This is a genomic window from Massilia sp. UYP32 (assembly GCF_050434365.1).
Taxonomy (GTDB): Bacteria; Pseudomonadota; Gammaproteobacteria; order Burkholderiales; family Burkholderiaceae_D; genus Telluria; species Telluria timonae.
On record NZ_JBNDIK010000020.1, the window covers coordinates 1 to 25,313 of the forward strand.

General features: G+C 63.6%; 19 protein-coding genes. 7 read left to right on the forward strand and 12 right to left on the reverse strand.

Annotation, left to right across the window (positions count from 1 at the left end; translation table 11 throughout):
• Window positions 1-46 precede the first annotated feature (46 nt).
• Window positions 47-1,183, reverse strand: a complete 1,137-nt coding sequence (locus tag ABIB42_RS16430) for a DUF4347 domain-containing protein (RefSeq protein WP_005669529.1) — start codon at window positions 1,181-1,183, stop codon at window positions 47-49.
• A gap of 393 nt (window positions 1,184-1,576) precedes the next feature.
• Here ABIB42_RS16430 and ppa point away from each other — a divergent pair, with 393 nt between their 5' ends.
• A complete protein-coding gene (ppa, locus tag ABIB42_RS16435; RefSeq protein ID WP_005669530.1) occupies window positions 1,577-2,116 on the forward strand; it encodes an inorganic diphosphatase in 540 nt (179 codons plus the stop codon).
• A gap of 98 nt (window positions 2,117-2,214) precedes the next feature.
• Here the strand turns inward: ppa and ABIB42_RS16440 are convergent, their stop codons facing one another.
• The 4 genes from ABIB42_RS16440 to ABIB42_RS16455 all read right to left on the reverse strand — a co-directional run bounded on the left by ABIB42_RS16440 (window position 2,215) and on the right by ABIB42_RS16455 (window position 5,142).
• On the reverse strand, window positions 2,215-3,651 hold the full coding sequence (locus tag ABIB42_RS16440; protein ID WP_429248650.1) for a PA domain-containing protein: 1,437 nt from the start codon (window positions 3,649-3,651) through the stop codon (window positions 2,215-2,217).
• The gene (locus ABIB42_RS16445) at window positions 3,638-4,042 is read right to left on the reverse strand and encodes a post-PEP-CTERM-1 domain-containing protein (protein ID WP_005669532.1); all 405 of its coding nucleotides are present in this window, start codon (window positions 4,040-4,042) and stop codon (window positions 3,638-3,640) included. Before ABIB42_RS16445 ends, ABIB42_RS16440 begins: the two co-directional genes overlap by 14 nt.
• Before the next feature lie 17 nt (window positions 4,043-4,059).
• Window positions 4,060-4,719 (reverse strand): choice-of-anchor J family PEP-CTERM protein, encoded by a 660-nt coding sequence (locus tag ABIB42_RS16450; RefSeq protein WP_005669533.1) that lies wholly within the window; start codon window positions 4,717-4,719, stop codon window positions 4,060-4,062.
• Window positions 4,720-4,827: 108 nt separating this feature from the next.
• The gene (locus ABIB42_RS16455) at window positions 4,828-5,142 is read right to left on the reverse strand and encodes a hypothetical protein (RefSeq protein ID WP_273028399.1); all 315 of its coding nucleotides are present in this window, start codon (window positions 5,140-5,142) and stop codon (window positions 4,828-4,830) included.
• Between the two features lie 107 nt (window positions 5,143-5,249).
• Here ABIB42_RS16455 and ABIB42_RS16460 point away from each other — a divergent pair, with 107 nt between their 5' ends.
• From ABIB42_RS16460 to ABIB42_RS16470, 3 genes are read left to right on the forward strand one after another with little or no spacing between them, the layout of a single operon-like run.
• Window positions 5,250-8,561: a type VI secretion system Vgr family protein gene (locus ABIB42_RS16460; protein ID WP_429248651.1), complete on the forward strand. Its 3,312-nt coding sequence runs from the start codon at window positions 5,250-5,252 to the stop codon at window positions 8,559-8,561.
• Between the two features lie 36 nt (window positions 8,562-8,597).
• Window positions 8,598-11,618 carry a phospholipase D-like domain-containing protein gene (locus tag ABIB42_RS16465; protein WP_184239570.1) on the forward strand — a complete coding sequence of 1,007 codons (3,021 nt, stop codon included), beginning with the start codon at window positions 8,598-8,600 and terminating at the stop codon, window positions 11,616-11,618.
• 1 nt (window position 11,619) lies between these two features.
• Window positions 11,620-13,056, forward strand: coding sequence for a T6SS immunity protein Tli4 family protein (locus tag ABIB42_RS16470; RefSeq protein WP_157225685.1), 1,437 nt, complete (start codon window positions 11,620-11,622; stop codon window positions 13,054-13,056).
• 47 nt (window positions 13,057-13,103) lie between these two features.
• On the opposite strand, the gene ABIB42_RS16475 is transcribed toward ABIB42_RS16470, so the two are convergent.
• The 7 genes from ABIB42_RS16475 to ABIB42_RS16505 form a co-directional block, all read right to left on the reverse strand.
• Window positions 13,104-14,201, reverse strand: a complete 1,098-nt coding sequence (locus ABIB42_RS16475; RefSeq protein ID WP_429248652.1) for a branched-chain amino acid ABC transporter permease — start codon at window positions 14,199-14,201, stop codon at window positions 13,104-13,106.
• A 4-nt stretch (window positions 14,202-14,205) separates the two neighbouring features.
• Complete coding sequence (locus ABIB42_RS16480) at window positions 14,206-15,240, reverse strand: branched-chain amino acid ABC transporter permease (protein WP_273028404.1); 1,035 nt, start codon at window positions 15,238-15,240, stop codon at window positions 14,206-14,208.
• An 8-nt stretch (window positions 15,241-15,248) separates the two neighbouring features.
• A complete protein-coding gene (locus ABIB42_RS16485) occupies window positions 15,249-15,995 on the reverse strand; it encodes an ABC transporter ATP-binding protein (protein ID WP_040777656.1) in 747 nt (248 codons plus the stop codon).
• On the reverse strand, window positions 15,982-16,779 hold the full coding sequence (locus ABIB42_RS16490) for an ABC transporter ATP-binding protein (protein ID WP_005669542.1): 798 nt from the start codon (window positions 16,777-16,779) through the stop codon (window positions 15,982-15,984). Before ABIB42_RS16490 ends, ABIB42_RS16485 begins: the two co-directional genes overlap by 14 nt.
• A gap of 1 nt (window position 16,780) precedes the next feature.
• The gene (locus ABIB42_RS16495; RefSeq protein WP_005669543.1) at window positions 16,781-17,980 is read right to left on the reverse strand and encodes a substrate-binding domain-containing protein; all 1,200 of its coding nucleotides are present in this window, start codon (window positions 17,978-17,980) and stop codon (window positions 16,781-16,783) included.
• Between the two features lie 20 nt (window positions 17,981-18,000).
• Window positions 18,001-18,873: an alpha/beta fold hydrolase gene (locus ABIB42_RS16500; protein ID WP_005669544.1), complete on the reverse strand. Its 873-nt coding sequence runs from the start codon at window positions 18,871-18,873 to the stop codon at window positions 18,001-18,003.
• A 177-nt stretch (window positions 18,874-19,050) separates the two neighbouring features.
• Window positions 19,051-21,336 (reverse strand): TonB-dependent receptor, encoded by a 2,286-nt coding sequence (locus tag ABIB42_RS16505; RefSeq protein ID WP_429248653.1) that lies wholly within the window; start codon window positions 21,334-21,336, stop codon window positions 19,051-19,053.
• A 408-nt stretch (window positions 21,337-21,744) separates the two neighbouring features.
• On the opposite strand from ABIB42_RS16505, the gene ABIB42_RS16510 reads away from it, so the two are divergent.
• The 3 genes from ABIB42_RS16510 (at window position 21,745) to ABIB42_RS16520 (ending at window position 25,307) form a co-directional block, all read left to right on the forward strand.
• Window positions 21,745-22,671, forward strand: coding sequence for a LysR family transcriptional regulator (locus ABIB42_RS16510; protein WP_005669546.1), 927 nt, complete (start codon window positions 21,745-21,747; stop codon window positions 22,669-22,671).
• A gap of 54 nt (window positions 22,672-22,725) precedes the next feature.
• On the forward strand, window positions 22,726-23,640 hold the full coding sequence (locus tag ABIB42_RS16515) for a LysR family transcriptional regulator (protein ID WP_005669548.1): 915 nt from the start codon (window positions 22,726-22,728) through the stop codon (window positions 23,638-23,640).
• Window positions 23,641-23,882: 242 nt separating this feature from the next.
• On the forward strand, window positions 23,883-25,307 hold the full coding sequence (locus tag ABIB42_RS16520; protein ID WP_005669549.1) for an SLC13 family permease: 1,425 nt from the start codon (window positions 23,883-23,885) through the stop codon (window positions 25,305-25,307).
• Window positions 25,308-25,313 lie beyond the last annotated feature (6 nt).

Below are 25,313 nucleotides of genomic sequence, written 5' to 3' on the forward strand. Positions count from 1 at the left end.
GCCAACCAGTTCGCTATCATGTTCGGCGAGCGCTTCACGAACGCAATTATCTAACTCTGAATTCTGGCCCCGCACACAGAATTTCTGACAGGTCCCGGGGCTCCGTCTCATCCACTGCTACCGGGCTTACCGTAATATTGTCGAGAAATAGATTTGCACCTTCGCTAACGATGAAGCGGATCTCATCGATGTCCGCGTACGCCGAGCCGAAGGTCAACGTACCGTAACGCCCATTGATATCGTTGGCGTTCATTGAATAGGTAATACCGCCATTGGAAGACGAGTTAGCAAGGTCGATCGCGACCCCAGGCACTTTTAAGCCACTGTCCGTGTATGCGACGATGGTAACCGTCGATGGTGATTCCGGGCTTTGTCCAATCTTGAAGGATTCAAGGCTGAAATTCGTGCCGTCCGTCGACTTCATTCGGAATTCCTGCGGTCCGAGAAGTTGTTGGTAGTTGAGGGCGACGGCACGGTCGTTTGGATCGTTCTCATCGATGTTCAGATATGTGGGAAACTCTTCCGGGGCGCTGCTCGCGATAGCCAAATCGGTGTCGACATCAGATGAAAAGGTCCAGTCTCCCGCAGTGATGGCCTTTCCGAAAATGTTGCCAGGTCCCAGAGAATCGAAGTCTTCGCTGCTTATGCCGAGCAGACCGCCAAAAGTGGCCGAACCAAGCTTCGTCAGCGCCGAATGTGTTTCAATGTTGCCGGTATCCGCTTCCAGTTCCCAATCACCGCCCAACAGCGCGCTGCCGCTCGGATCGATGGAGCCGGCTACGTCGGCTCCGGTCGCCACCGACAGGGCATGCAAAAAGCTTTCACCCACCGTGCCGGCAGCAACATCGCAGCCATAGAGCAGCAGATCGGCGCCCTCTGCCAGCGTGCTGCGCAGCACGTCCAGGTCGGCCGCATGTTCGGCAAGGCTGGATTCGGTGAGGCGCGTCGCGCCCAGTTGCAGAACGCCGGCCGCCCCATGGCTAAATATGTGGACTGCCTCGATCCCGCTGCGGCCGGCCAGCGCCGCGGCGATTTGCGCCACGCCATCGTGGGCGCCGTCGATCAGCACTGCCTCCACACCCTCTCGCAAGCCATCCAGGAGCGTCTGGTAGCCGGCGATGGACGTATCGATGAAGGCGATTTCACCATTGCCAGGCGGGACGGTTGCTGTTCTTGTACTCATGAGACGCTCCGATATTGTTTGAGAAAGACGTGAAAATCAGCAAATCCGTATTTACGGAGGATGGCTTGGGAAATTTGCTGGATTTCAATAACAAGAAACTCTCTCATGGACCGCCACATGATGCAAAGAAAAATGCTTAGAAGTAAGATTTCTGCAAAAAATGTGTGGTTAATTCGGATATTCGAACCAATAAAAACGGAAAGCACAAGCCGGTTTTCGTGGTGCACCAATCTGCAGCGAGAGGATGGTGGAAGAAAGAGTCGACAAGCGGCAATGCAGTCACACCGCTCCGACCGATGACGACACCATTGACCGCTGCCGCACCGCACAGGCGATGCCTGTTTCGCTATAATGACGGCCTATTATTGACTCTCCAGCAACCAAGGACCATCCATGAGCCTGAATAACGTCCCAGCCGGCAAAGACGTGCCGAACGACTTCAACGTCATCATCGAAATCCCGATGAACGCCGATCCGGTCAAGTACGAGGTCGACAAGGACAGCGGCGCGATCTTCGTCGACCGTTTCATGGGTACGGCCATGCACTATCCGTGCAACTACGGCTACGTGCCGCAGACCATCGCCGACGACGGCGATCCATGCGACGTGCTGGTCATCACCCCGTTCCCGCTGCCGCCGGGCGTGGTGGTGCGCTGCCGCGCGCTGGGCGTGCTGAAGATGACCGATGACGGCGGCGGCGATGCCAAGGTGATCGCGGTGCCGGTCGAAAAAGTGCTGCCGATGTACAAGAAAATCCAGTCGCTGGAAGACCTGGAAGAGCTGCGCCTCAAGCAGATCCAGCACTTCTTCGAGCACTACAAGGATCTGGAACCGGGCAAGTGGGTCAAGATCGAAGGCTGGGCCGGCATCGATGAGGCCAAGGCCGAGCTGGTCAATGGCGTGGAAGCGTACAAGAAGGGCGCCCAGGCCTGAGCCTGAGGTTCTTCTTCATAGGCCGGCGCCCGCGAGGGTGGCCGGCCTTTTTATTTGCCGCGCGTCCGGCGCCCGAGCGCGGCGCCGGACGTTCCGGTTCACCAGCCGATGTCGTACAGCAGCGGCAGCGTGAGGTCGTGCGGGGGCGCCACCTCGTGCGTCAGGTCGTCGTTGATCGCCGGTTCCATCAGCTGGTTCGGCGTGGCTTCGGTCGTGTAGTGCGAGACCGAGGAGCCGGGTGCGTTGACGCTCGGCGTGTACAGCAGGACGCGGCCGGCCTCGTCGGCCCCGGCGAGGCGCAGCGGATCGACCGAGAACTGCGCCACCACGCCCGAGCGGGTGCGCGAGCGGGTCTGCAGGGCGGACTTGAGCTTCTGGCCGTCGGCCTGGGTGATGCGCAGCGCGGGAATCGTGATGCCCGGATCGAGGCCCGGCAGGCCGGCCACTTCGCCCGGGACGTTATCGGCCACCACCAGGCCGATGGCGCCCGCCGCCTGGACGTTGCGCGCCTTGACCACGTAGTCGCAATTGCCGCGGTCGACCAGGGCGATATTGCCGCGTACCGCCAGCGCATTGACGGTGCTGAGTGGGGCGCAGGCCAGGCCGGCGCCGCCGGCCTGGTCGATGATCGGCATCAGCTGGCCGCTGACGGGCGTGGCGCCCACCGGAGGGCCGAAGCTGGCGGTGCCCACCGCATACACGCCGGCCGCGCTGGAGGCGGAAGGACCGCTGATCGTCATCAATGCAGCGCGCGCCAGCACGCTTGGTGCGGCCGCGGTGACGTTGGCGCCGTTCCAGGACAGGCCGCGCCAGGCGACCGCCGATGCCGCGCGCTCGGCATCCGTCATCTGCACCCAGGTGCGGCCGCTGCGGTTGTCGAGCAGGTAATGATCCCAGATCGAGGGCGTGCCCTGGATTTCTTCCCCGGTCGCGTCGTCGGTATAGGTCTGGAAGCCGAGGCCATGCGCCATCTCGTGCAGCAGCACGGTGACCAGGTCGATCTGGTCGCCCGCGTTGTTGTCCAGGCCGAGGTAGAAGGTGAGGCCGGGCACGCAGTTCGGATACAGGCCGAGCAGCGAATTGAAGCGCGCGATGATGTGCTGCTGGCTCGGCGGCGTCAGGTCGACGCCGACCAGCTTGGCCGTGAGCGCCGGCGGATACCAGGTGTCGGTGCGCGGCGCATTGGGGAAGTCGGCCCACACCGACGGCGCGCCGGCGGAGCCGAGGACGGCGCTGGTGACGGTGCAGCTGAGCGGCACGAAGGCGGCGCCGATGCGGATCGGGATATCGCTGTCCAGCGTCGCACCCCACAGGTCGGCCGCGTGCTGGAAGGCGATCAGGCGCTGTTGGCCCAGGGTGGTGCCGGGATTGCCGCCTACCGGCTCGACCGGGGTGGCATCGTTGAAGCCGATCCCGGCCCCGTTCTGGTTGACGATCACGATGGTGGCGGCGCGGGCGCCGGCGATATTGGCCAGGCTGGCGGCCGCGAGCAGCACGACGGCGGCGAGGCGCGCGAACGAATTAGCGGTGATCATGGCGGCCTTTCTCGTGGGCGGGTGCGACGCCGTTGACGATGCGTTCGGCCGCATGCGCGCCGTGGACGCAGGTTTGGTCGAGCTTGCCATCGGGGCCGCGCGTGACCACCGAGTAGACGAGGCGGCTTTCGCCCAGCTGGGCGTTGCGCCGGCCGTCGGGACCGGTCACCACGGTGGGCGGGGATTGGCGGCTGGTGGCGGCCGAAGCCGGCGCCGCGGTCTGCAGCGCCTGCCGTTCGGCGCTGGTCGGCGCGCGCAGCTCGCCGGTATCGGCGTCGCGCACGACGGTCATGCCCTGGCTGGCGCCGGCCTGGGGCGTGGCCCAGGCAGCCGGATGGGACGCGCCCACGAGCAGGGCGAGCATGGCGGGAAGGTGGACAGTGGATCGCATGGGATATCTCCAGGAACTCATTGACGCTCGCGGCGCCGCATCAGGCCAAGCACGCCCAGGCCGGACGCCAGAAGCAGCAGGCCGCCCGGCTCCGGCACGGCGGTGACCACCTGTACGGTGTCGAGGCCGACGTAGCTGAGCGTGGCGGGGTTGCCGAAGTAGCGGAAGGCGAAGCGTCCTTCTCCTTCGACCGCCAGGTTGGCGCTCCATTGCTGCCATGCGGCGGGGAAGGCATCGTCGCCGCCGATGGAGGCAAGCAAGGTGTCGAAGCCGGCCACATCGGTCCCGCTGCCGGAACTGAAGCGCACCTCGATCAGGTCGTCGAAGCCGTCGGCCAGCTCGCGGTTGGTGAAGAACGACAGCGTGGTGAGACCGCTGAGCGTGAGCGTGGGCGTGATCAGCCAGTTGTCGACGATGCCCATGCCGTTGGCGGCGCCGAGGAAGTTGGCGGCGGCGTAGGAGTTGGCCGGGCCGGACTGGGCGCCGAAGACGTCGGGATTACCCTGGAACCAGCCGATACCGGCCGGGCTGCTGTGGTTGACGAGGTTCCAGTCGGTAAGGCCGGCCAGGTTGGCGAAGCCCTCGTTGAGCACCTCGACGTTGGCCTGGGCGGCCAGCGGCGAGGACGCGGCCGCGGTGACAGCCGCTGTCGCGATCAGGAGTTGGAGTCTTTTCATGGTGTGGTTGTTCAGGGGCCAGAGGGATGGGATTCCTCGCGCTGGCTGACGACGAGGCCATTCTTAGTTAATGATAAAAATGGCAACGGTCGAGATATTGATGTGTGTTCAGAACATCGAACGGAGTGTGCGGCGCCCCTCAAATGCAGCGATGGAACTTGACGAAAGCGCTTGCAATTTTGCAAGTCGATGCTGAAAGGAAATTGCAATACCGCCCGTGAAGCCCGGCCGAATGGCGTGCGCACCGGGCCGGTGGCCCGGCGGCGCAACGGGCGAGGCGGCGTGGGCGGCGTTGCCGATGAAGACGACTTCGCAGCGTCGGCTGGACTGGTCGACGGCCTCGACCGACGTGTCGTGGCGCACCCTGAAGCCGTCCACACGATCAGGATTTTTCTCTGCATCTTCCATCGCTCGTTCATCCATTCGTCGATGCAATGAATCAGGGTGACCCGTCCCGCATACAGATACGCGAGACGCTGCGGCTCGGATGCGGCAATCGCGTAGGTGGACGTGGAGGGAGATCGTCATTGATGCGCCGCAATCGCACCGGAAAGAGATGCTCGCCGAGTTTCTGCTGCGATATCTTGATAGCTGTCGCTTTCCTCACTGCATGGACGACCCAGGCCTTGGCACACGAACTCACTTCCACGCTGGCACATTTTTCCAGCGAAACCAGGCTTTACGCGCTGACGCTCGAAGACGACCGTTTGGCGCAGAGAAGCGACGTGCTCCTGGTCGAAGCCTTTTTTGGCGATGACGCGGTGCAGGGACTCGGGACACGCGATGTGATCGCATTGTCCACCAGCACGTATATCGTGCCGGCGACCCTGATTGGGCAACGGGCCAGCCTGGACATCAGCCTGGCCGACGGCACGCGCACCTGTTTCGCGGGCGAGATCGGCGAAGCTGCGATACTTGGCAGCGACGGCGGCTTTACGCGCTACCGCCTGCGGATATCGGCGTGGCTCCGGCGTCTCGATCAGGCCCGAAACTGCCGCGTATGGCAGGACAAGACCGTGATCGAGATCATCGACGCCGTCTTCTCGGCCTACCGGCCACTGGCACGCTGGCGCTGGAGTGCCGATACCGGGCCGTTCATGGCGCGGGCCGTCGCGCGCAGCTACTGTTGTCAATACCGGGAATCCGATCTCGACTTCGTGCGCAGGCTGCTTGCCGAGGAAGGGCTGTGCTGGCGCATCGAGCAGGCCGAGGACGGTCCCGGCGTGGTGCTGTTTGCGGACAGTAGCCAGGCAAGCGCGGTGCCGGAAGATCCCAGCAGCGCATTCGAGCGAGGCGTGCGCTACCACGGCGCGCATTCGGTGGAAGAGCGCGACACGGTGCAGGCGCTGGTGGAAGAGCGCCGCCTCCACGTTTCGCTTACCACCGTGCTTGGCCCTGACTATAAATCGCGCCTGGTCACCGCTGCGAGTTCCCCTTCCCGTATCGAGCGGTCGCGCCGGCTGCCCGAGCTCGAATCGTTCGATGCTCCCGGCCAGTATGCGTATGCGAACCTGGAGCAGGCGACCCGCTACGCGGACCTCCAGATGGAGGGACGGGAAGCGCGTGCACGGATGTGGAGCGGCCGCTCGACTATCCGTACGCTGCGGGCAGGTACGCGGCTGACCGTCACCGGCTTGCCGCGCCGGCAAACGGGACCTGCGCCGACATTCGTGGTCTTGCGCGCGCTGAGCATCGGCGTGAACAATCTGCCTTCGCCCGCCCGCGATGCGCTCGCCGAGCTGTTTGGCCCGGTTCCCGAATTGCTGCAGGAACTCGTGCGCGGCGACCTGCCGGACGACCTGGCCCTGAGCGTCGCAACGGCGCTCGAACTGGGCTACGCCAACTGGTTCGAAGCGGTGCCGGTGCAGTTTCCGTGGCGTCCGCAGCTGCCTGGCAGCGATGGACGCAGCCAGGCGAAACCGACGGCGTCCGGCGCGCAAAGTGCGATTGTCGTCGGTCCTGACGGCCGAGATACGCCGAACGGTGCGGATGAACTGTATTGCGACCGGCTTGGCCGCGTACGTATCCGGTTTCACTGGCAGGAAAATGGCGATGCGAGTTGCTGGGTGCGGGTGGCGCAGCGCTCGAGCGGCGACGGCATGGGTTTCCAGTTCCTGCCCCGCATCGGCCAGGAAGTGCTTGTCCAGTTCCTGGAAAACGATATCGACCGGCCGGTCATCGTCGGCGCGCTGTACAACGGCCAGGGGGAAGGCGGCACTGCACCGACGCCTGGAGGACGGCGCGACGCGTCGCACACGGCTGCGGTCTTCGAGCGTGCCCACGATCATGCGCGTTCGGCGCAAGGTAATCTGGCAGGCGGCAACAGTCCGGTATGGCACGGGGCATCCGGCGACCCGGGCGGCCATCGCAACGGCGCCGCCCAGTGGGGCCTGCGCAGCAAGGAGTTCGGCGGCTCGGGCTATAGCCAGTTGCTGTTCGACGATACGGACGCTCAAGGGCGGGTGCAATTGAGGTGTACCCATGCGGCGAGCGAACTGAATCTTGGCCACCTGATCCATACCGCCGACAATTACCGTGGCAGTTTTCGCGGGCTGGGAGCGGAACTACGCACCGATGCCTACGGTGCGGTGCGCGCCGGCGCCGGCTTGCTGGTGTCGAGCTACAGGATCGAGCACGGCGCGGGCCGGCGCGATCCGGCCGGCGAGAACACGGCAGGCATCGGATTGCTGCAGCAGGCGGTGAAATCGGTTCAGGCGTTCAATGCCGCTGCGACGAGGCATCTCACGGTTGGTCTGGCTGCGCATCTCGGCGCCTCGAAACCTGGCATGAGTGTGTTGAGCGCTGAGTCGGCGCCACTCGCGGCGATGCTGAAATCGGCATCGGGGGACGCCCACCCTGCCGCACCGGGCGATGGAAAGCCGCCGCACATGGCCGATCCGCTCATCATGGTGGTGGCGCGGGACGGCCTGGGCGCCGCCGCCGGGCAAGATATCCAGCTGCTTGCGGGCGAGACCAGCAGTTTGACGAGCGGCCAGGACACCCAGTTCGTCACCGGAGGGACGAGCCGCATCCATTCCGGGCAGGCGATGGGCGTGCTGGCGGGCGCGGTGGCGTCGGACAAGGACGGTGCGGGATTGGAATTGGTCTCGGCACGGGACTGCGTCGAGATCCAGGCGCAAGGCGATGAAATGACGGTGCAGGCGCGTGACGAGATCAATCTCATCAGCGCCAATGCGCATGTCGACTGGGCGGCGGCGAAGTCCATCAGCCTGTCGACCGCGGACGGCGCGAGCGTCACGATCGGCGGCGGCAACATCACGGTGCAATGCCCTGGAACCCTCAGGGTCCACGCTGGAAAAAAAAGCCTGTCCGGGCCGCAGAACCTGAATTATCCGGTGCCGAAGCTGCCGCGCTCGGCGCTTGCTGAACGACCGCTGCAGTTCAATATGCGCCTGGCCGATACGCCCGGACCGAACGGCCATGCGCTGGGGAGCACGCCATGGAAGATCGTGGCGGGCGAAAAGCCTGACGGCCTTGCGTTCATCGATGACGACCGATTGGTGGCGGAAGGGCTTACCGATGACGATGGAAACGTGGTGCTGACAACGGATGCCCAAGAGGAGCTCGCGGCAGCGTATGCCGCGCATCCCGACGGTACCTGGCTCGTCTATCCCGGCCATGTCGTCCGCATCGATGTGCAGACGGAATCGCCCGAATGGGACGAGAAGCAGAAGCTGCTGCAAGCCCTACACGCAGCGGATTTCAGTCTGGATCTTCATGCATCGGTGCTCGCGGATGGCGCCCTGCCGCAAGCGCGTTATGCGAAAGAAGCATTCGAAGCGGCTGCCACGAACGGCATCTTCCCCAAAGTAAAGAAATGAATCGACTTGTTTCGGCTGAATTGGAGCGGATTGGCGATGAGCAACAAGCACATATCGCAGTTGGTTTCTCGCGATGGTAAAGCGATTGCTGCGGCGACCTCTGCCCCCGGGTGCTTCATCTCGGACGGCGTACCGGTTGAAAAGCATCCGGGGCTGTCCTGGGGAAGCGTGTTTTCCGAGCCGTCGCATGGAAACAAGGTGGATTTCTATGTCACCGGCGAAGAGTATTTCAATGCCGTCGCCGCGGCGATCGCAGGCGCGAGGAAGTCGATCTATATTGCTGGCTGGCAGGTGAACTTCGATGTCGAGCTGGCTGGCGGGAAGACGCTGTTTCAATGCCTGGAGAAGGCGATCGATTCGAATCCTGCGCTGCGCGTGTATGTGATGCCGTGGCTGTCGCCGAAGGTTGGTGTCGATACCGGCGACTTCGAGACGATGCTGGTGGTCTTCCAGCTCAACGCGGGACTGCCGCCGCCGGCGCGTGCCTTTGCCCTGCCTGCGATCGCGCAGAGCGATATGTCTGGTGGCCTCGGCATCGGTTTCTCGCACCATCAAAAGCTCGTGGTCATCGACGAGCAGCGGGCGTTTGTCGGAGGTATCGATCTGGCATACGGAAGGCGCGACGATGGGCGTTTCTCGCTCGCCGCGGAGGGACGGACCGGGAGCGAGTTGTATAACCCCTGTATTCCGCCAATTCATACGCTGTCGAAGGTGGAGCAAACGAAATACCTGACGCGCGCCGAACTGTTCTGCGCCTGTTTTCACGGGAGAGTAGGCGGCACCGGCACCTTCATCACGTCGGCCCCCGCGAAACCGCTCGCCATGGCGCAGGATGCGATCGGTTCGGTCGGCGATACGCTGGCGCGGACCCACAAGGTGGTCAGCGACTGGTGGGCAACAGGCGATTTGATGCCAGAGTTCGTGCGCAAGCTCCAGGATGTTCCCGTGGACGCGGCCCAGGACGCCGCGCGCTGGGCTTATCGGCGCCTGGACCAGGAACTGAATGGCAAGCTCGAGTGGCTGCGGGAAACCGGCGGGGCGCATGCGGCAAATGCGCCAGCGGTGCTGCTGGCGTGGCTGAACAACGCGAGTCTGGACCAGTTACCGGCGGGACTGTGGAAAGGCAGCGTCGAGCTCATCGAGGCGTTCACGATCGCGACGCTTACGCACCTGAGCAACCTTGCCGACACTTCCAAAGGGCGGTACACCAACCTGAAAACGTTGGGCAAGGTGGTTCCTGCCAGCGGAAAGACGCTCTCGTCCGGGCAGCCGCGCATGCCCTGGCACGATGTCCATTCGTCGATCAGTGGTCCGGCGGTCAGCGACCTGGCCAGGAATTTCGTGCAGCGCTGGAACGGCATCGCATGCCGTTATGAACGATCGCACGCGGCTGTTTCCCGGGATGTCAGTGCGTTGTTTGCTGTATTCGGGTTGAAGCCGTCGGCACGTATTCGCATACCGCGGCTACCCGCGCCGCCGCCCAGGACGGCGCAGCCCAGACCGGGGAAGAGCTGGGTGCAGGTGTTGCGTAGTGCGCCGGTGGCGATGCTGCGTGATGAGTCGAATGCGGCGCCATCGGGGGCCGCAAAAAAACACCATGGACATGCGCAGAATGATTGTCTGAAGGCGATGCTGACTGCAATTCATGGTGCGCAGAAGTTCATTTATATAGAAGGGCAGTTCTTCCAATCGGCTTATGGGGTTGATCAGCTAATCGGCGAAAAAGATAAAAAGAATTCGCCAATGGCCACGCTGACCGATGTTACAGCCTTGGCAGACTATGAGAAATATGCAAAGCGCCTGGAAATCCACGAGGTCGCGCCTGGTGATATACCAGCTGCAATACGCTGGTCGCAGATCGATGCCGTGATGAAGGATGGGAATGGGAAGGGAGCGGCTTTTCTAAGAGATTTGAAGGCGGTGCTAAAAAATATCGCTGCAATAAAAGCAACACAATCAATAGGGTCATCGCAGAAAGCAGTCTTGAATCCGATCGGTGAAGCGCTGGCTTGTCGAATAGAGAATGCGATCTATGACGGGCGCCCATTCCATGTGTATATGGTACTTCCTTTTCACCCTGAGGGCACATTGGATACCCTGAATATCATGACGCAGGTACATTTGACCATGCAGTCGATTGTCGCGGGAAGTCACAGTCTGGTGAATAGGATTCGACGTGCAGTAATTGGAGCTATGTTGTGCAAAGAAAGGAAAATTAGCAGAAAAGATGCGGTCGCGGAGGTTGAAAAATATGAAATTGATAATGTTATAGATGCTGCTAAAGAATCCTGGAGACCTTATTTGACCATGCTGAATCTTCGAAGCTGGCAAAGTTTAGGGCAACGGCCCGTAACGGAACAGATTTACGTGCATTCTAAGTTGCTGATTGTCGACGACAGGGTGGCAGTTCTGGGGAGTGCCAATATTAATGATCGTAGTCAACTTGGAGACAGGGATTCGGAACTCGCAGTCATCCTGCGTGATGATGAGCAGGTGAAGATCAGCTTGGACGGTGTGCATCAAGATCTGGTAAGTGCCAATGTTCATAGGCTGAGAGTGCAGTTGTGGAGGAAGCTGTTTGGTTTCATGGCTGGGAGCCAACCTGCACGCGACCTGGAGAACGTTATTGATAAGCCCGCTGCCATGGAGAGTTGGAAGGCTGTCCAACATGTCTCATATGCTAACGCTTTAGCATATAAAAAAGCATTTCCCTTTCTGCCGCACGTGGATGGGGGATCCAGTTCGATTTGGTCGACATGGAATAGGTCTACGCGAAGGTTAGACGCGCATATGCCATTTAATGAGCGCTTCTGGAGGCTGGATAATGTGATGGATAAGCCTTCGTCATGGAATGCAAAATCGCGAACTATCGAGACGGATCCTATAGGCGTCAAAGGATTTATCGTTGCATTGCCAATGTCTTGGACGGATTCTGAGAGTAATTCGTCAGGTATGAATTTGACTATCCTTGCTGATGAGAGAAGGTCTGAAGATGATGGACATGCATTTGCTGGAATAGGTGAGGCTGAAAATGCGAAACTTGAAAAATGGAGTTAGGATGGATCAGATGGGCGTTCTTATTGTTCGTGCGCCCAGGGCATGGCTTCGCAAGGAGCATTTTTTCCTGTTCTGGTCGAATAGCGTCGCGGTTTCGCTGGTGATTGCCCTGACGTCTGCCTGCGATGCAAAGTCGAATCAGACGCCACCAATGCAAGTCGATGGCGAAGATGCAGTGCCATCTCGAATACCTGATGCTAAAAGAGTGCTAGAAGTTACTGCGCCGAATTATCGGCCCGTCGCTGGTCTTGAATCAGAATGCTTGGGTCGTCTCGTATTCGAGGTGAAAAACAAAATCGAGTGGCCAGTATACTATAACGTTCCGCATGGTAGCGGATTTTGGGGGAGGTCATTTAGTAATAATGTTCGCAGTTCTGGCGATACATTGCGTTTCGGTAATACGTATATTGCCGTGATTGGGTCGGTGAGTGGGAGCAGTAAAGAGAAAATATTTGATATAACCCCGCCAGCACGAGAAGCGAATTTAAGGGAATTGATAGAAAGATCGCGCAGATATATCGATGAGCAGAGGCGGGAGAACAAAGATGCTGAAAGCTTGCGTAGAGAGGTGAAACAACGGGAAGAATTTATTCAGATGTGGCAAAAGTCCATTGAGGAGATGCGCGAGAAATTTGAACCGTTCGACCCGGGCGTACCCGCCAGCTACGGCTATTGGACCAGCACGCTCGAAGGGGGTATTTATATGACCAAATATTCGAATTATCGCGCCTACCTGACGCGGGGAGACTACATATACATATTCGAATCAACGGTCAAGATGGATACGCCAGCCGCCAAGGAAGCTCACAGGCGTGATTTCTCCGCCATGCTCAAGTCATTCAGGCCACGTGCCTTGCACGAGATTCCGACCGAACCAGGCGTATGTATCCCCTATGGCTTCATTCCAGACGACGGCAGGACCGTCGTCGAATTCAAGCAGTCCTTGCGTTTCCCCGACGCTCCAGGCGTGCTCTACACCATTGAAACAGGCACCGTGCACCCTCGCCGATCGAAAGCGCCGCTGCTACACGCGTTGGCACATGCGAGCATCAACCCACCGCCGCAAATGCGGGAGGATGAAGCCAGGCCGGTGGTCATCAAGCGCATCGGCCCCCAGTCCGTAAAAATGGGAGGACTCAGCGCATCGCAAGGCGGCGTCGTCCTGCAAGCCGGATTGGAGGGCCAGAAATACGACATCTACAATGTCTTCACAGGTTATGGAGGCTGGCTGGGCACTTACGTCTTGCCCTACATTCTCGTCGAAATGCATACCGTGAACAGGGCGGTCGCCACCGAGATCACGCAGCATCCACCGCCTTTTGAACAAAGCAAGCAACGACTGGACACCCTGCTGGGCGGCATGCGTTGGCGCCCCACGAGTCCACCGATGGCTGAATTTTCGAGCGCAAGTGATCCACCACGCCCGAACCGCGACTGACGCCGGCGCGATATCTCTGCGACAGGAAAAAGACCTCCGAAGAGGTCTCAAGACACGGGAGATACCATCTTGCGCCGCGCCAGCCACGCCCGCACGCGCAGCTTGCCGACGATCCCGATCGGGAAGAAGTAGATCGACAGGATGAACAGCACGCCCAGCCACAGCAGCCAGCGGTCAGGATGCAGGGCGGCGGCCAGCAGCGGCACGCCTTCGAGCGCCGTCGAGCCGTGCGCCATCAGTTCCTTCAGGTAGTTCTGGGCCAGGATGAACAGGGTGGCGCCGATCACCGCGCCATACATGGTGCCCATGCCGCCGATGACGACGATCAGCAGGATGTCGGTCATCACTTCGAAGCCGAGCGAAGTCTTGGGCCCCACGTAGCGCAGCCACAGCGCCATCAGGGCGCCGGCCAGCGCCGCCACCAGCGCGGCCAGGCAGTTGGCCCAGATGCGGTAGACCATGGTGCGGTAGCCGAGCGCCTCGGCGCGGAACTCGTTCTCGCGGATCGCCTGCAGCACGCGGCCGAACGGCGAGTTCACCAGCCGCAGCAGGAACAGGAACAGCAGCACGCTGCCGGCGAACACCAGGTAATAGGTGATCACCTTGCCGTCGACGTAGCGGCCGAAGACCTCGTTCTCGAACAGCAGGTAGCTGGGCGACAGCAGCTCCGGCACGCTGAAGGTCACGCCATCTTCGCCCCCGGTCAGGTCGGACAGCTGCGAGGCCAGCACCGCAAACGAAGATGCAACGGCCAGCGTGATCATGGCGTAGAAGATGGCGCGCACGCGCAGCGCGAACAGGCCGACCACCAGGGCCAGGGCCAGCGCCAGCAGCAGCGCCAGCACCAGGCCCGTCACCATGACGCCCCAGGTGGGTTCGTCGACGCGGGCCAGGGCCAGGCCGATGCCATAGGCGCCGATGCCATAGAACATGGTATGGGCAAACGAGACGATGCCGGTGTACCCCAGCAGCAGGTCGTAGGACGCCACCAGCACGATGTAGACGCAGATCGTGGCCGCCGTGTTGAGCGGGCGTGCGCCGGAAAACAGGAAAGGCGCGAGCAGGAGTCCCAGCAGGATCACGAGCAGCAGCGCGGTCAGGATGCGGCTGCGCGGCAGGTCGCCGGAAAGAAGTTTGTGCAGCATAAGGTCAGCTCCGCGACGTCGAATACAGGCCGGCCGGACGCCACAGCAGGACCGAGATCATCAGGATGATGCTCGACACCAGGGCGATCTTCGGCGCCAGGAAGCCGGCGTAGTTGGCCACCAGCGCCATCAGGAGGGCGCCGATGAAGCAGCCGCCTACCGAACCCAGGCCGCCGATGATGATGACGATGAAGATCATCACCATGATCTCGCTGCCCATCGCGGCGGTGAGCGTTTCCTTGTACAGGCCCCACATCACGCCGCCCAGGCCTGCCAGCGCCGAGCCGGCCGCGAACACGGCCACGAACAGGCGCCGGATGCGGTAGCCGAGGGCTTCGACCATCTCGCCGTTCTCGACGCCGGCGCGCACCAGCAGGCCGACCTTGGTGCGATTCAGCACCAGGAACATGGCGATGAACACCACCAGCCCGACCACCACCGCCACCAGCCGGTATTTTTCCACTGCCGCATCGCCCATCAGGATCGCGCCGCGCAGCGCGGTCGGCAGCGGCAAGGCGATCGTCTCGGCGCCCCAGATCACGTGGATCAGCTGCTCGGCCACGATCATGCCGCCCATCGTGATCAGGATCTGCTTGAGGTGCTGGCCATAGACCGGCTTGACGATGATGCGCTCGAAGGCCCAGCCCAACAGGCCGGTGACGACCATCGCGAGGGTCACGGCCAGGGCCAGCACGCCCAGGTTGATCAGGAGCGAGTCCATCTCGAGCCAGCCGCGCATGGGCAGCAGGACCAGCGTGGCGGAGAACGCCCCGACGGCGACGAAGGCGCCGTGGCCGAAGTTCAGCACGCTCATCAGGCCGAACACGAGGGTCAGGCCGCTGGCCATGATGAAGATCATCATGCCCATCGCCAGGCCGGCGACGGTGAGGGTGAGCCAGGTGGGGAAGCTGCCGACCAGCGGCAGCATGGCCAGCATCAGGGCCGGCACCAGCAGCAGCGGCGCGATGTCGCGCCTGGCCGCCGGCAGGGGCGCATCGGCTTGCGTCTCGGTGTTGGAAACAGGGAGGATTGCACTCATGTCGGGTCCTATTGGTGGGAGTCGAGCGACAGCCCGAGCAGGCGCTGCTGCAGCGCGGTGTCGCCGGCCAGCGCCGCCATCTTGCCGGCATGGGCCACGCGGCCGTCGTCCATCACGCTGACGCTGTCGCCCAGCGAGCGCACGAAGTTGAAGTTCTGCTCGACCAGCAGGATCGTGGTCTCGCGCTCCTTGAGTTCGCGAAAGGCGGCGATCAGGCTTTGCACGATGCTCGGCGCCAGGCCCTTGGTCGGTTCGTCGACCAGCAGCAGCTTGCGTGGTTCGGCGATCGCGCGCGCGATCGCCACCATCTGCTTCTGGCCGCCCGACAGGTTGCCGGCCGGCTGGTTCCAGAACTTGCGCAAGGCCGGGAAGAAGCCGCAGATCCAGTCGACGCGGGCCGCGTCCAGCGGGCCGTTGCGGGCGGCCAGCACCATGTTTTCGCGCACCGTCAGTTCGGAAAATACGGCCATGTTCTCGGGCACGTAGGCGATGCCGGCGCGGGCGATGTCGGGCGTGGCCAGTTGGGTGATGTCGCGGCCGTCGAAGTGGATGCTGCCGGCGCTGGCACGCCAACAGCCCATGATGGTGCGCAGGGTGGTGGTCTTGCCGGCGCCATTGCGGCCCAGCAGCACGGCCAGTTCGCCGCGCGGCACCGCCAGGTCGACGCCCTGCAGGATGTGGTACTGGCCGATGTGGGTGTGCACGCCGGACAGCCGCAGCAGGCAAGCGTCGTGCGCCGGATCAGGCGTGAGCATGTTCGGGTTCGGGTGTTCCAAGATAGGCTTCCTGTACGATCTTCGATTCCATCACTTCGCGCGGATCGCCGTCCGCCACCAGCGTGCCGTTGTGCAGCACGACGATGCGGTCGGCCAGCTGGCGCACCACGTCCATCTTGTGCTCGACCAGCAGCACGGTCTTGTCGCGTTCCTGCTTCACCTGGCGGATCAGGTCGAGCACCACGGGCACCTCGTCCACGCTCATGCCGGCCGTGGGTTCGTCGAACATCATCACCGAGGGTTCGAGCGCCAGCAGGATCGCCACTTCGAGCTTGCGCTGGTCGCCGTGCGACAGGGCGCCGACGAACATGTCGCGCCGGGGCATGAGGGCGACCCGCTCCAGGTAGTGTTCGGCGCGCGCGATCAGCTCCTTGTGGCTCGACCAGATCGAGAAGAAGTTCAGGCCCATGCCGGCGCGGCTCTGCACCGCCAGGCGCACGTTCTCGACCACGGTCAGGTGCGGGAACAGGTTGGTCAGCTGGAAGGCGCGGCCGATGCCCAAGCGGGTACGGCGCGCCGCGCCGTCGCGCGTCACGTCGCGCCCGTGCAGCGCGACCGTGCCCCCGGTCGCCGCCAGCTGGCCCGAGACCAGGTTGAAATACGTGGTCTTGCCGGCGCCGTTGGGGCCGACGATCACGGTCAGGGTGCCGGGGTAGAAGTCCGCCGTCACCGCGTTCACCGCGACGTGGCCGCCGAAGCGGACGGTCAGGTCGCGCGTCGACAGCGCCGGCCGGCGCGGGTCAGGAACAGGGGGCGCCGTCATGTCAGCGCTTGTTCTTCACCGGCAGCGGCAGTTCGCTGGCCGGGATTTCGCGCACCAGTTCCAGCAAGTCCCATTCGTTCTTCTGGTCCTTCTTGATGCGGAAGTGGTACATCGGCTGGATCGCCTGGTGGTCTTCCTTGCGGAAGGTCATCGTGCCTTTCGGGGTCTCGAAGCTCATGCCTTCCATCGCCGCCACCATCTTGTCGCCATTGCCGTCCGGGACCTTGGTCAGCGCCGCCACCACCGCGCCCGCCGCCGCCATGCCCCCGGCCGTGAACATGTCGGGCGGGGCCTTGAAGCGCTTCAGGTGTTCGGCGACGAACCAGTCGTTCATCTTGTTCTTCGGGAAGCCGTAGTAATAATAGATCGTGCCTTCGGTGCCGGCGAAGTTCTTCCAGGTCTTCATCACCGGCAGGATGTTGCCGCCGGGGGAAAGCACGATGCCATGGCGTTCCGGCTTGAGGTCGGCGATCTTGTTCATCGGATTGGGGCCGGCCCAGACGATCTGCAGGATGCGTGGCTGCGGCTTGTCCTTCAAGGCGTCGAACAGGCGCGTAGAGGCGGCGGTGAAGTCGGTCGTCGCCAGCGGCGCGTATTCTTCGTGGATCACCCTGGCCTTGCTGCCGGTGGCGGCCAGCGCTTCCTTGCCGGCCTTGATCGCATCGCGCCCGAAGGCGTAGTCCTGGGTCAGGAAGCCGACGCTGCCGCCCTTGAGCGTGCTGGCGGCGGCCAATGCATCCTGCATCGAGCTGCGCGCGGTGCGGAAGATGTACTTGTTCCACTTGTCGCCGGTGATGGCGTCGGCCACCGCCGGTTCGATGATCAGGACTTTCTTGTATTCCTTGGCCACCGGCAGCATGGCCAGCGCCGAGCCGGACGAAGTGGTGCCGACGGCGATGTCGACCCGGTCGTCGCCATAGGCCTCGGCCAGCAGGGTGCGTCCGAGATCCGGTTTGCTCTGGTCGTCCTTGACGATCACCTTGATCTTGCGGCCATTGATCGTCATGGTGCCGCCGGTCAGGTATTCGAGGCCGAGCATGAAGCCGGCCTCGGTCTCGCGCGCATAGGATTCCATGATGCCGGTCTTGCCGGCGATGAGGGCGACCTTGAATTCCTTGCCTTGCGCCAGCGCGCCAGGGGCGGCGCCGGCCGCGAAGGCGAGGGCCAGGGAGAGTGCGAGGGGTTTGATCAGGTGCTGCATCGTGTGTCTCCTTGTTTTAATTAAGGGACCCGCGCCAGGAAAGCGCCGATCGCCTCGAAGGCTTCCGGTTCGGTGAGCATCGGCGCATGGCCGACGTTCGGCACTTCGGTATAGGCCAGGCTGGGGGCCGCCTTGCGCATCCAGGCCGCCTGCTCGAGCTCGACCAGGTCGGACAATTCGCCCCGGATCATCAGGGTGGGGCGATGCCGCGTCAGGCGCCGGAAAGCCATGCGCAAGGCCAGCGAGGTTGGAGGAAGTCTACCGTTTTGCAGGCTGTGGGCGATACCGGGATCGTAGCGGGCGCACAACAGGCCGTCGTCGCGCTGTTCGAAGGCGCGCTGGGCCCACTTGTTCCATTCGGTGTCCGGATTGGCGGGGAAGGCGCAGGCATTGATGTCGCGGACGTAGCAGGTGGCCTCGTCCCAGTTGGCGAACGTGGCCGGCTTGCCGACGTAGCCGGCGATGCGCTCCAGGCCGCGCGGGGACAGCACCGGGCCAATGTCGTTCAGCACCGCGCCGGCCACCAGGTCGAGGCGCTGCGCGGCCAGGGTCATCGTGATCAGGCCGCCCATCGAGGTGCCGATGAAGACGGCGCGCGCGATGCCCAGCGCATGCATCAGGGCCACCACGTCGGCGGCGTACACCAGCGGCGTGTAGTTGGCCGGGTTCGGGTCGCGCGCCGAGTGGCCGCGGCCGCGCACGTCGACCGCCAGCACGCGGCGTCCGAGTCCGGCCACCTGCGGGGCCAGTTCGTCGAAGTCGAGCGAGTTGCGGGTGAGGCCGTGGATGCAGATCACGGGCAGGCGGGCCGGGCCGCCTGCGCCGTGGTAATCGCGTGCGTAGAGGGCGAGGCCGTCGCTGCTGGTGTAGGTGATGGGGGAGCTGGTTGGCACGCGGCGGTTCCTGTTCAGTGTTCGATTTTTTTGACGTTTGCGACGCTGGTGAAGAACTGGGGTCCCCGCCTGCGCGGGGATGACGTGCGGCTTCGATGCCGCCGCTGGTTTTTCGGGTGGCTTCGTTTGCTGCAGCGGGCCTTTCGGGTGGCTTCGCTCGCTGCAGCGGGTTTGCTCTTAAAAGCGCAGCTCCAGCGTCGCCGACACCGTGCGCGGGTTGCCGTAGAAGGCGGTGACCGTGCCTTCGTTGCCCAGGGTCGGGAACAGGTAGCCGGCGGTCTTGTAGTGCTCGTCGCCCAGGTTCTTGCCATGCAGGCCGGCGCGCACCTTGCCATCTAGACGGGTCCACACGATCGATGCATCCCAGATCCGGTACGACTCCTGGTCGAGGATCGACGGCGTCTCGAACTGGGCGGTGGCGCCCTTGTACGAATAGCTGCCGATCAGCGAGATGCGGCCGTTGTGGCCCATGAGCGGCAGCGGAATGTCGTAGTTGGCGCGCAGGTTGGCCGAGTTCTTCGGCGTGTTCTGGAAGATGCGCTGGCCGGCCACGTTCACGCCCGCCACGATGTATTCCTTGTACTTGGCGTCGATGTAGCTGACCATGCCGGCGATCATGAAGTTGGGCGTGATGTTGGCGATCGCTTCCAGCTCGGCGCCCTTGATCTCGGCCTTGCCGGCATTGGTCGTCACGCCGGCGAAGCTGTCGTCGCGGCCGTCACCGTTGGTGTCGACCGCGATCGAGCCGGGAATCTGCACGTCCTGGTAGTCGCTGTAGAACAGCGCGGCGTTGGTGGTGATGCGTCCGCCGTTGAAGGCCGACTTGAGACCCAGCTCATAGGTCTCGATGGTTTCGGGCGCATAGCCGGCGCGGGCGACGTCGAGCGGAATGCGGGTGCCGACCACGTTCAGGCGCGGATCGAAGCCGCCGCCCTTGAAGCCTTCGGAATACGAGGCGTAGACGTTGTGGTCGGGGTTCATCTTCCAGTTGACGGCCACGCGCGGGGTGAATTTCTTGTCTTCGCGCTCCAGCAGGCCATTGCGCAGGTCGGTGTCGGTGCGGAACAGGAGCGCGCCCGGGTTGCCCATCTGGGGCGAGCCGGCCAGGCCGAAGTAGATCTGGCGCAGCACGTCGGCTTCGCGCTTGTCGACCGTGTAGCGCCCGCCCAGCGACAGGCTCAGGGTGTCGGTGAGGTTGTAGCTGCCGTCGAAGTAGGCGGCCCAGGCCTTGGTGTCGATGTCGCCCATGGTATAGGTGGACGTCGGCACGGCGCCGGCCAGGATGGTGTCGAACTCGTTGAAGGCATTGGCGTCCATGTAGTAGACGCCGGCCACGCCCTGCAGGCGCGGGCCGTTGTAGGTCACCTGCAGCTCCTGGCTGAACTGGCGGTTGGTGTACAGCGCCGGCACCTCCATGTCCACAACGGGCAGGGCGTCGAAGTCGATCGGCGCCCACGACTTGTCTTCGCGCGCGGCGGTGATCGACTTCACGCTCCATTCGTCGTTGACGTGGTATTCGATGGTGGCCGAGCCGCCGTAGGCGCGCACTTCCTGGTCGCGGCCCAGCGCCTTGGTGAGGTTGGCGCGCGTGTCGAACACGTCCGGCAGGATCGGCGCCCCGCTGGTGCGGCCCACGATCAGGCGATGGCCGTTCTTGGGATTGGAGTCGTCCTGCGTGAAGTCGCCGGCCAGGCGGATGAACAGGTCCTGGCTGGGCGTGAACTCGGCCGAGACGCGGCCGGCGGTGACGTCCTTGTCGTAGTTGCCCTTGCCGGTAAACAGGTTGTCGCCGAAGCCGTCGCGCTTGAAGCGGGCGACGGTGGCGCCCAGGCGGGCGGTGTCGGTGAGCGGGGTGCTGGCGGTGACCACGGCTTCTTTCTGGCCGTACTCGCCGACGGTGGCGCGCACGCGCACGTCGCGCTGCGGCCCGAGCTTGCGGGTCACGTACTTGACGGCGCCGCCGATGGTGTTGCGGCCGTACAGCGTGCCCTGCGGGCCGCGCAGCACCTCGATGCGCTCGACGTCGTAGATGTCGGCCACCGCGGCCTGCGGGCGGGCCAGGTAGATGTCGTCGATATAGATGCCGACGCCGGATTCGAAGCCGGCCAGCGGATCGGCCTGGCCGACGCCGCGGATGAAGGCGGTGAGCGTGGTGTTGGTGGCGCGCGACGCCTTGAGGGTGGTGTTCGGCAGCGCCAGGGCCAGGGCGGTCACGTCGGGCACGGCCTGCTTGGACAGCTGGTCGGCGCTGAATGCGGTGACCGAGACCGGGACATCCTGCAGGGTCTCCTCGCGCCGGCGCGCGGTGACCACCACTTTCGAGACGTTTTCCTCGGTTGGCGAAGCGGCCGGCGTGCCGGCCGCATCCTGGGCCTGTGCCACGCCCATCGATCCGCCGGACAGCACCAGCAGGGCGGCGGCGGACTGATTCAGCAGCTTCATCTTGTTCCTGGTCAGACGCATTCTAGTCTCCTCATTTTTGGTATGGCATGCAATCGAGCATACGTGCGATCGAGCGCATGCCAGGCAGTGTGCCAAGGTCGGGTTTGGTTGAATAGTCAACAATCGCCCACCCCGTTGTGCATGAATGCACAGCCCGCTTGCCGGCCCGCGTTGTGAGCTTTCCTAGGGACAGATGCCGCAGCGCACCATTTCTGTGCCACTGCAGACATCGTCGGTAAATTGCTTGCAGAGGGAATGTGCACGAGCGCACAATGTGTCATCTTGATATCTGACAAGCGATCTCATGAGTACCTCGAAAAACCGTAGCGAGCGGCAGCCAGGGCGGCCGAGAAGCGCAGCCGTACGAGCAGTACGGCGAGCATCGCAGGCCGCCCTGGCAACGCGCAGTAGGTTTGTCGAGGTACTCTCATGAATACGCTTCCGGAGTGGACGGACTTACGATTCTTTCTCGAGCTGGCCCGCGCCGGCACCCTGTCGGGCGCCTCGCGCCGCCTCGACGTCGAGCACACGACCGTCGCGCGCCGCATCGACCGGCTCGAGACCCAGCTCGGCGCGACCCTGTTCGACCGCTCGCGCGAGGGTTATGAGCTGACCGAGGTCGGCCTGGCCCTGCTGCCGCACGCCGAGGCGATGGAAGGGGCGGCGCTGGCGGCGGCCGAGCAGATCGGCGGGGCCGAGGTGGCGGCCCACGGCGTGGTGCGGCTCGGAGTGCCCGAAGTATTCGGCGTGAAGGTCGTGGCGCCGCTATTGGTCGGCCTGCTGGACCAGCACCCGGACCTGCAGATCGACCTGCTGGCGCTGCCGCGCTTCGCCAACCTGGCCAACCGCGAGGCCGATCTCGGCGTGATGCTCGATCCGCCCACCACCGGCCGCTACGTGGTCACGCGCCTGGCCTCGTTCCACTTCTACCTGTATGCGGCCCCGAGCTACCTGGCGCGCCATCCGGCCATCCGCACCCAGGCCGACCTGGCGCGCCACGACTTCGTCGACTACGTGCAGGACCGTCTCGCCAGCCGCGAGCTGTCGTACCTGAACGAGCTGGGTTTCACGCCGCGCCGGCGCATGTGCTGCTCGGGCATGACGGCGCAGATCGAGGCGGCGTCGCTGGGCATGGGCCTCATGATGGCGCCGCCCTATGCGGTGCCGGACGATGGCCGGCTGGTGCCGGTGCTGCCGGGTTTTTCGGCCGAGCGCTCGTTCTGGCTGGCGGCGCCGACCGACCTGTATCGCCTGCGCCGCGTGAAGGTGGTGTGGGACGTGCTGCGCGAGTACGCCGACAGCTCGCCGAGCCTGTTCGTCCAGGGCGGCATGCAGCCTGCATTGGCGCCGGATTGAAGAGCGCGGTATCCTCGCAAGGTTCATTCAAGGTTCATCTTCATAAGGGCCCCCATGCGCAGCCAGATCAGCGACGACATCACCTTCCGCAAACTCGAGATCCTGCTGGCCTATATGGAAGGCGGCAACCTGAACGCCGCCGCGCGCATGCTCGACATCAGCGCGGTGAGCGTGCACCGCGCGCTGCACTCGCTCGAGGAGGGCATGAGCTGCCAGCTGTTCAGCCTGCAGGGCCGCAACCTGATCCCGAACGAGGCGGCCCAGGTGCTGGCCGATGTCAGCCGCGAAGTGGTCAAGCTGATGGCGGACGGGATCGCCGCCACGCGCTCGGCGGCCGGCTATTCGGCCGACCATCTCAGGATCGGCTCGCTGTATTCGTTGACGACGGGGGCGATCCCCGAGGTCATCATCGGCATCAAGCTGCGCAAGCAGGAGATCGAGACCGAGCTGGTGCTGGGCTCGAACGCCGAGCTGCTGCACAAGCTGAAGCAGAACGCGATCGACGCGGCGCTGATGGGGATGCCCGATCCCGATCCCGAGATCGAATCGATCCCGCTGTTCGAGGACGACGTGTTCTTCGCCGCGCCGGCCGGCTCGCCCTACGCGAAGATGAAGGAAGTCGACCTGCGCGCCTGCGCGTCCGAGAAATTCGTGTGCCTGAAGGATGGCTTCGTGACCCTCACCGGTTTCCAGGAAGCCTTCCGCATCGCCGGCTATGCGCCGACCATCGTCACCCGCGTGGGCGACATCTTCTCGCTGATGAACCTGGTGGCGGCCGGCATCGGCTACACCCTGCTGCCGGGCCGGGTGCGCAATGCCTTCGGCGACAAGGTGCAGCTGATCCCCCTGAAAGCCGACTATCACATGCAACAGACCATCGGCCTGAGCTTTTTGCGGGTGCGGGAACGCGACCCCAATCTGCTGGCGCTGGCGGCCGTGTGCCGCATGCTCAAGCACAGGAGCGCCTGATACCGCAGCGCAGCATCCGGGCCAACTTTTAGGTCGACAGTTTCGCTGACAGTAAACGTTTCCGACCGGGCGTAATTGATCTCCAGTCCAATCGCGGTTAACTTGGCAGCACAAATAGCTCACCAAGAGCCCGACTCAAGAGCGTAACTAAGAGCATGGCCCGCACGGGATCATGTACTGGAGACGTACCACCCGCGGCCACACCGGTTGGAGCCGGCGCCGCACCTCGAAGGAGCCTCGCCGTGTCCTCTCATGTCATTGCAATCTGCGTCCTGGCGCTGATGTTCATCGTCGCCACCGCCATGCCCATCAATATGGGCGTCATCGCCTTCGTCGGCGCCTTCCTGGTCGGCACCCTGATCGCCGGCATGGAAACCAAGGCCATCATGTCCGGCTACCCGGCCGAACTGTTCCTGACCCTGGTCGGCATCACCTTCCTGTTCGCCCAGGCCCAGAACAACGGCACCATCGACTGGCTGGTGCGGCTCGCGGTGCGCGCCGTCGGCGGGCGCATCGCGGCCATCCCCTGGGTCATGTTCGCGATCACCGCCTTGCTCACCTCGGTGGGCGCGGTCAGCCCGGCGGCGGTGGCGATCATCGCGCCGATCGCGCTCGGCTTCGCGGCCAAGTACAAGATCAATCCCCTCATGATGGGCCTGCTGGTGATCCACGGCGCCCAGGGCGGCGGCTTCTCGCCGATCAGCATCTACGGGGGCATCACCAACAAGGTCGTGATGGAAGCGGGGCTGCCGATCTCGCCGCTGACCACCGCCTTCACCAGCCTGGGCGTCAACCTGGCGGTGTCGGTGCTGCTGTTCTTCGCCTTCGGCGGCGCCAAGCTGATGCGCCAGCAGGTGCCGAAGGCCGAACGCTCGGGCAAGGGCCTGCCGGTCTCGCCGTTCGGTCCGCCGGTGGCGGTGGCGGCCCAGGGCCCGCAGATCTATGGCGACGCCGAGAATGAATCGGCCAGCGAGGAACGCCTGACCAAGGAACGTTCGAGCGCGGCCGTCGGCGCCGTGAGCGCCACCGGCTCGGGCAGCGCGGCCGGCCATGCCGGCGTCGACCTGAACGAAGGCCCGACCTTCCACCAGATGTTCACCGTGGTCGGCCTGATCGCGCTGGCCGTGCTGACCCTGCTGTACAAGCTCGACATCGGTTTCGTGGCCATCACCATCGGCCTGCTCATCTCGATCCTGTCGCCGCAGGTGCAGAAACGCGCCATCGGCCAGGTGTCGTGGCCGGAGATCATGCTGATCGTCGGCGTCAGCACTTATGTCGGCGTGATGCAGAAGATGGGCACCATCACCTGGGTCGGCGACAGCGCCGCCAGCCTGGCTTCGCCACTGACCGTGGCCCTGCTGCTGCTGTTCGTCGGCGCGATCGTCTCGGCCTTCGCTTCCTCGACCGCGGTGCTGGGCTCCCTGATCCCGCTGGCGGTGCCGTTCCTGGCCTCGGGCACCGGCGTCGATCCGATCGGCTTCATCGCCGCTATGGCGGTCGCCTCGACCATCGTCGACGTCAGCCCGTTCTCGACCAACGGCGCGCTGGTCCTGGCCAGCGCCCAGCACATCGACCGCGACGTCTTTCTACGGCAGCTGATGATCTATGGCGGCATCGTCACCCTGGTGGCGCCGCTCGTGCTGTGGGTGTTGTTCGTGGTGTTCTGAGGGCAC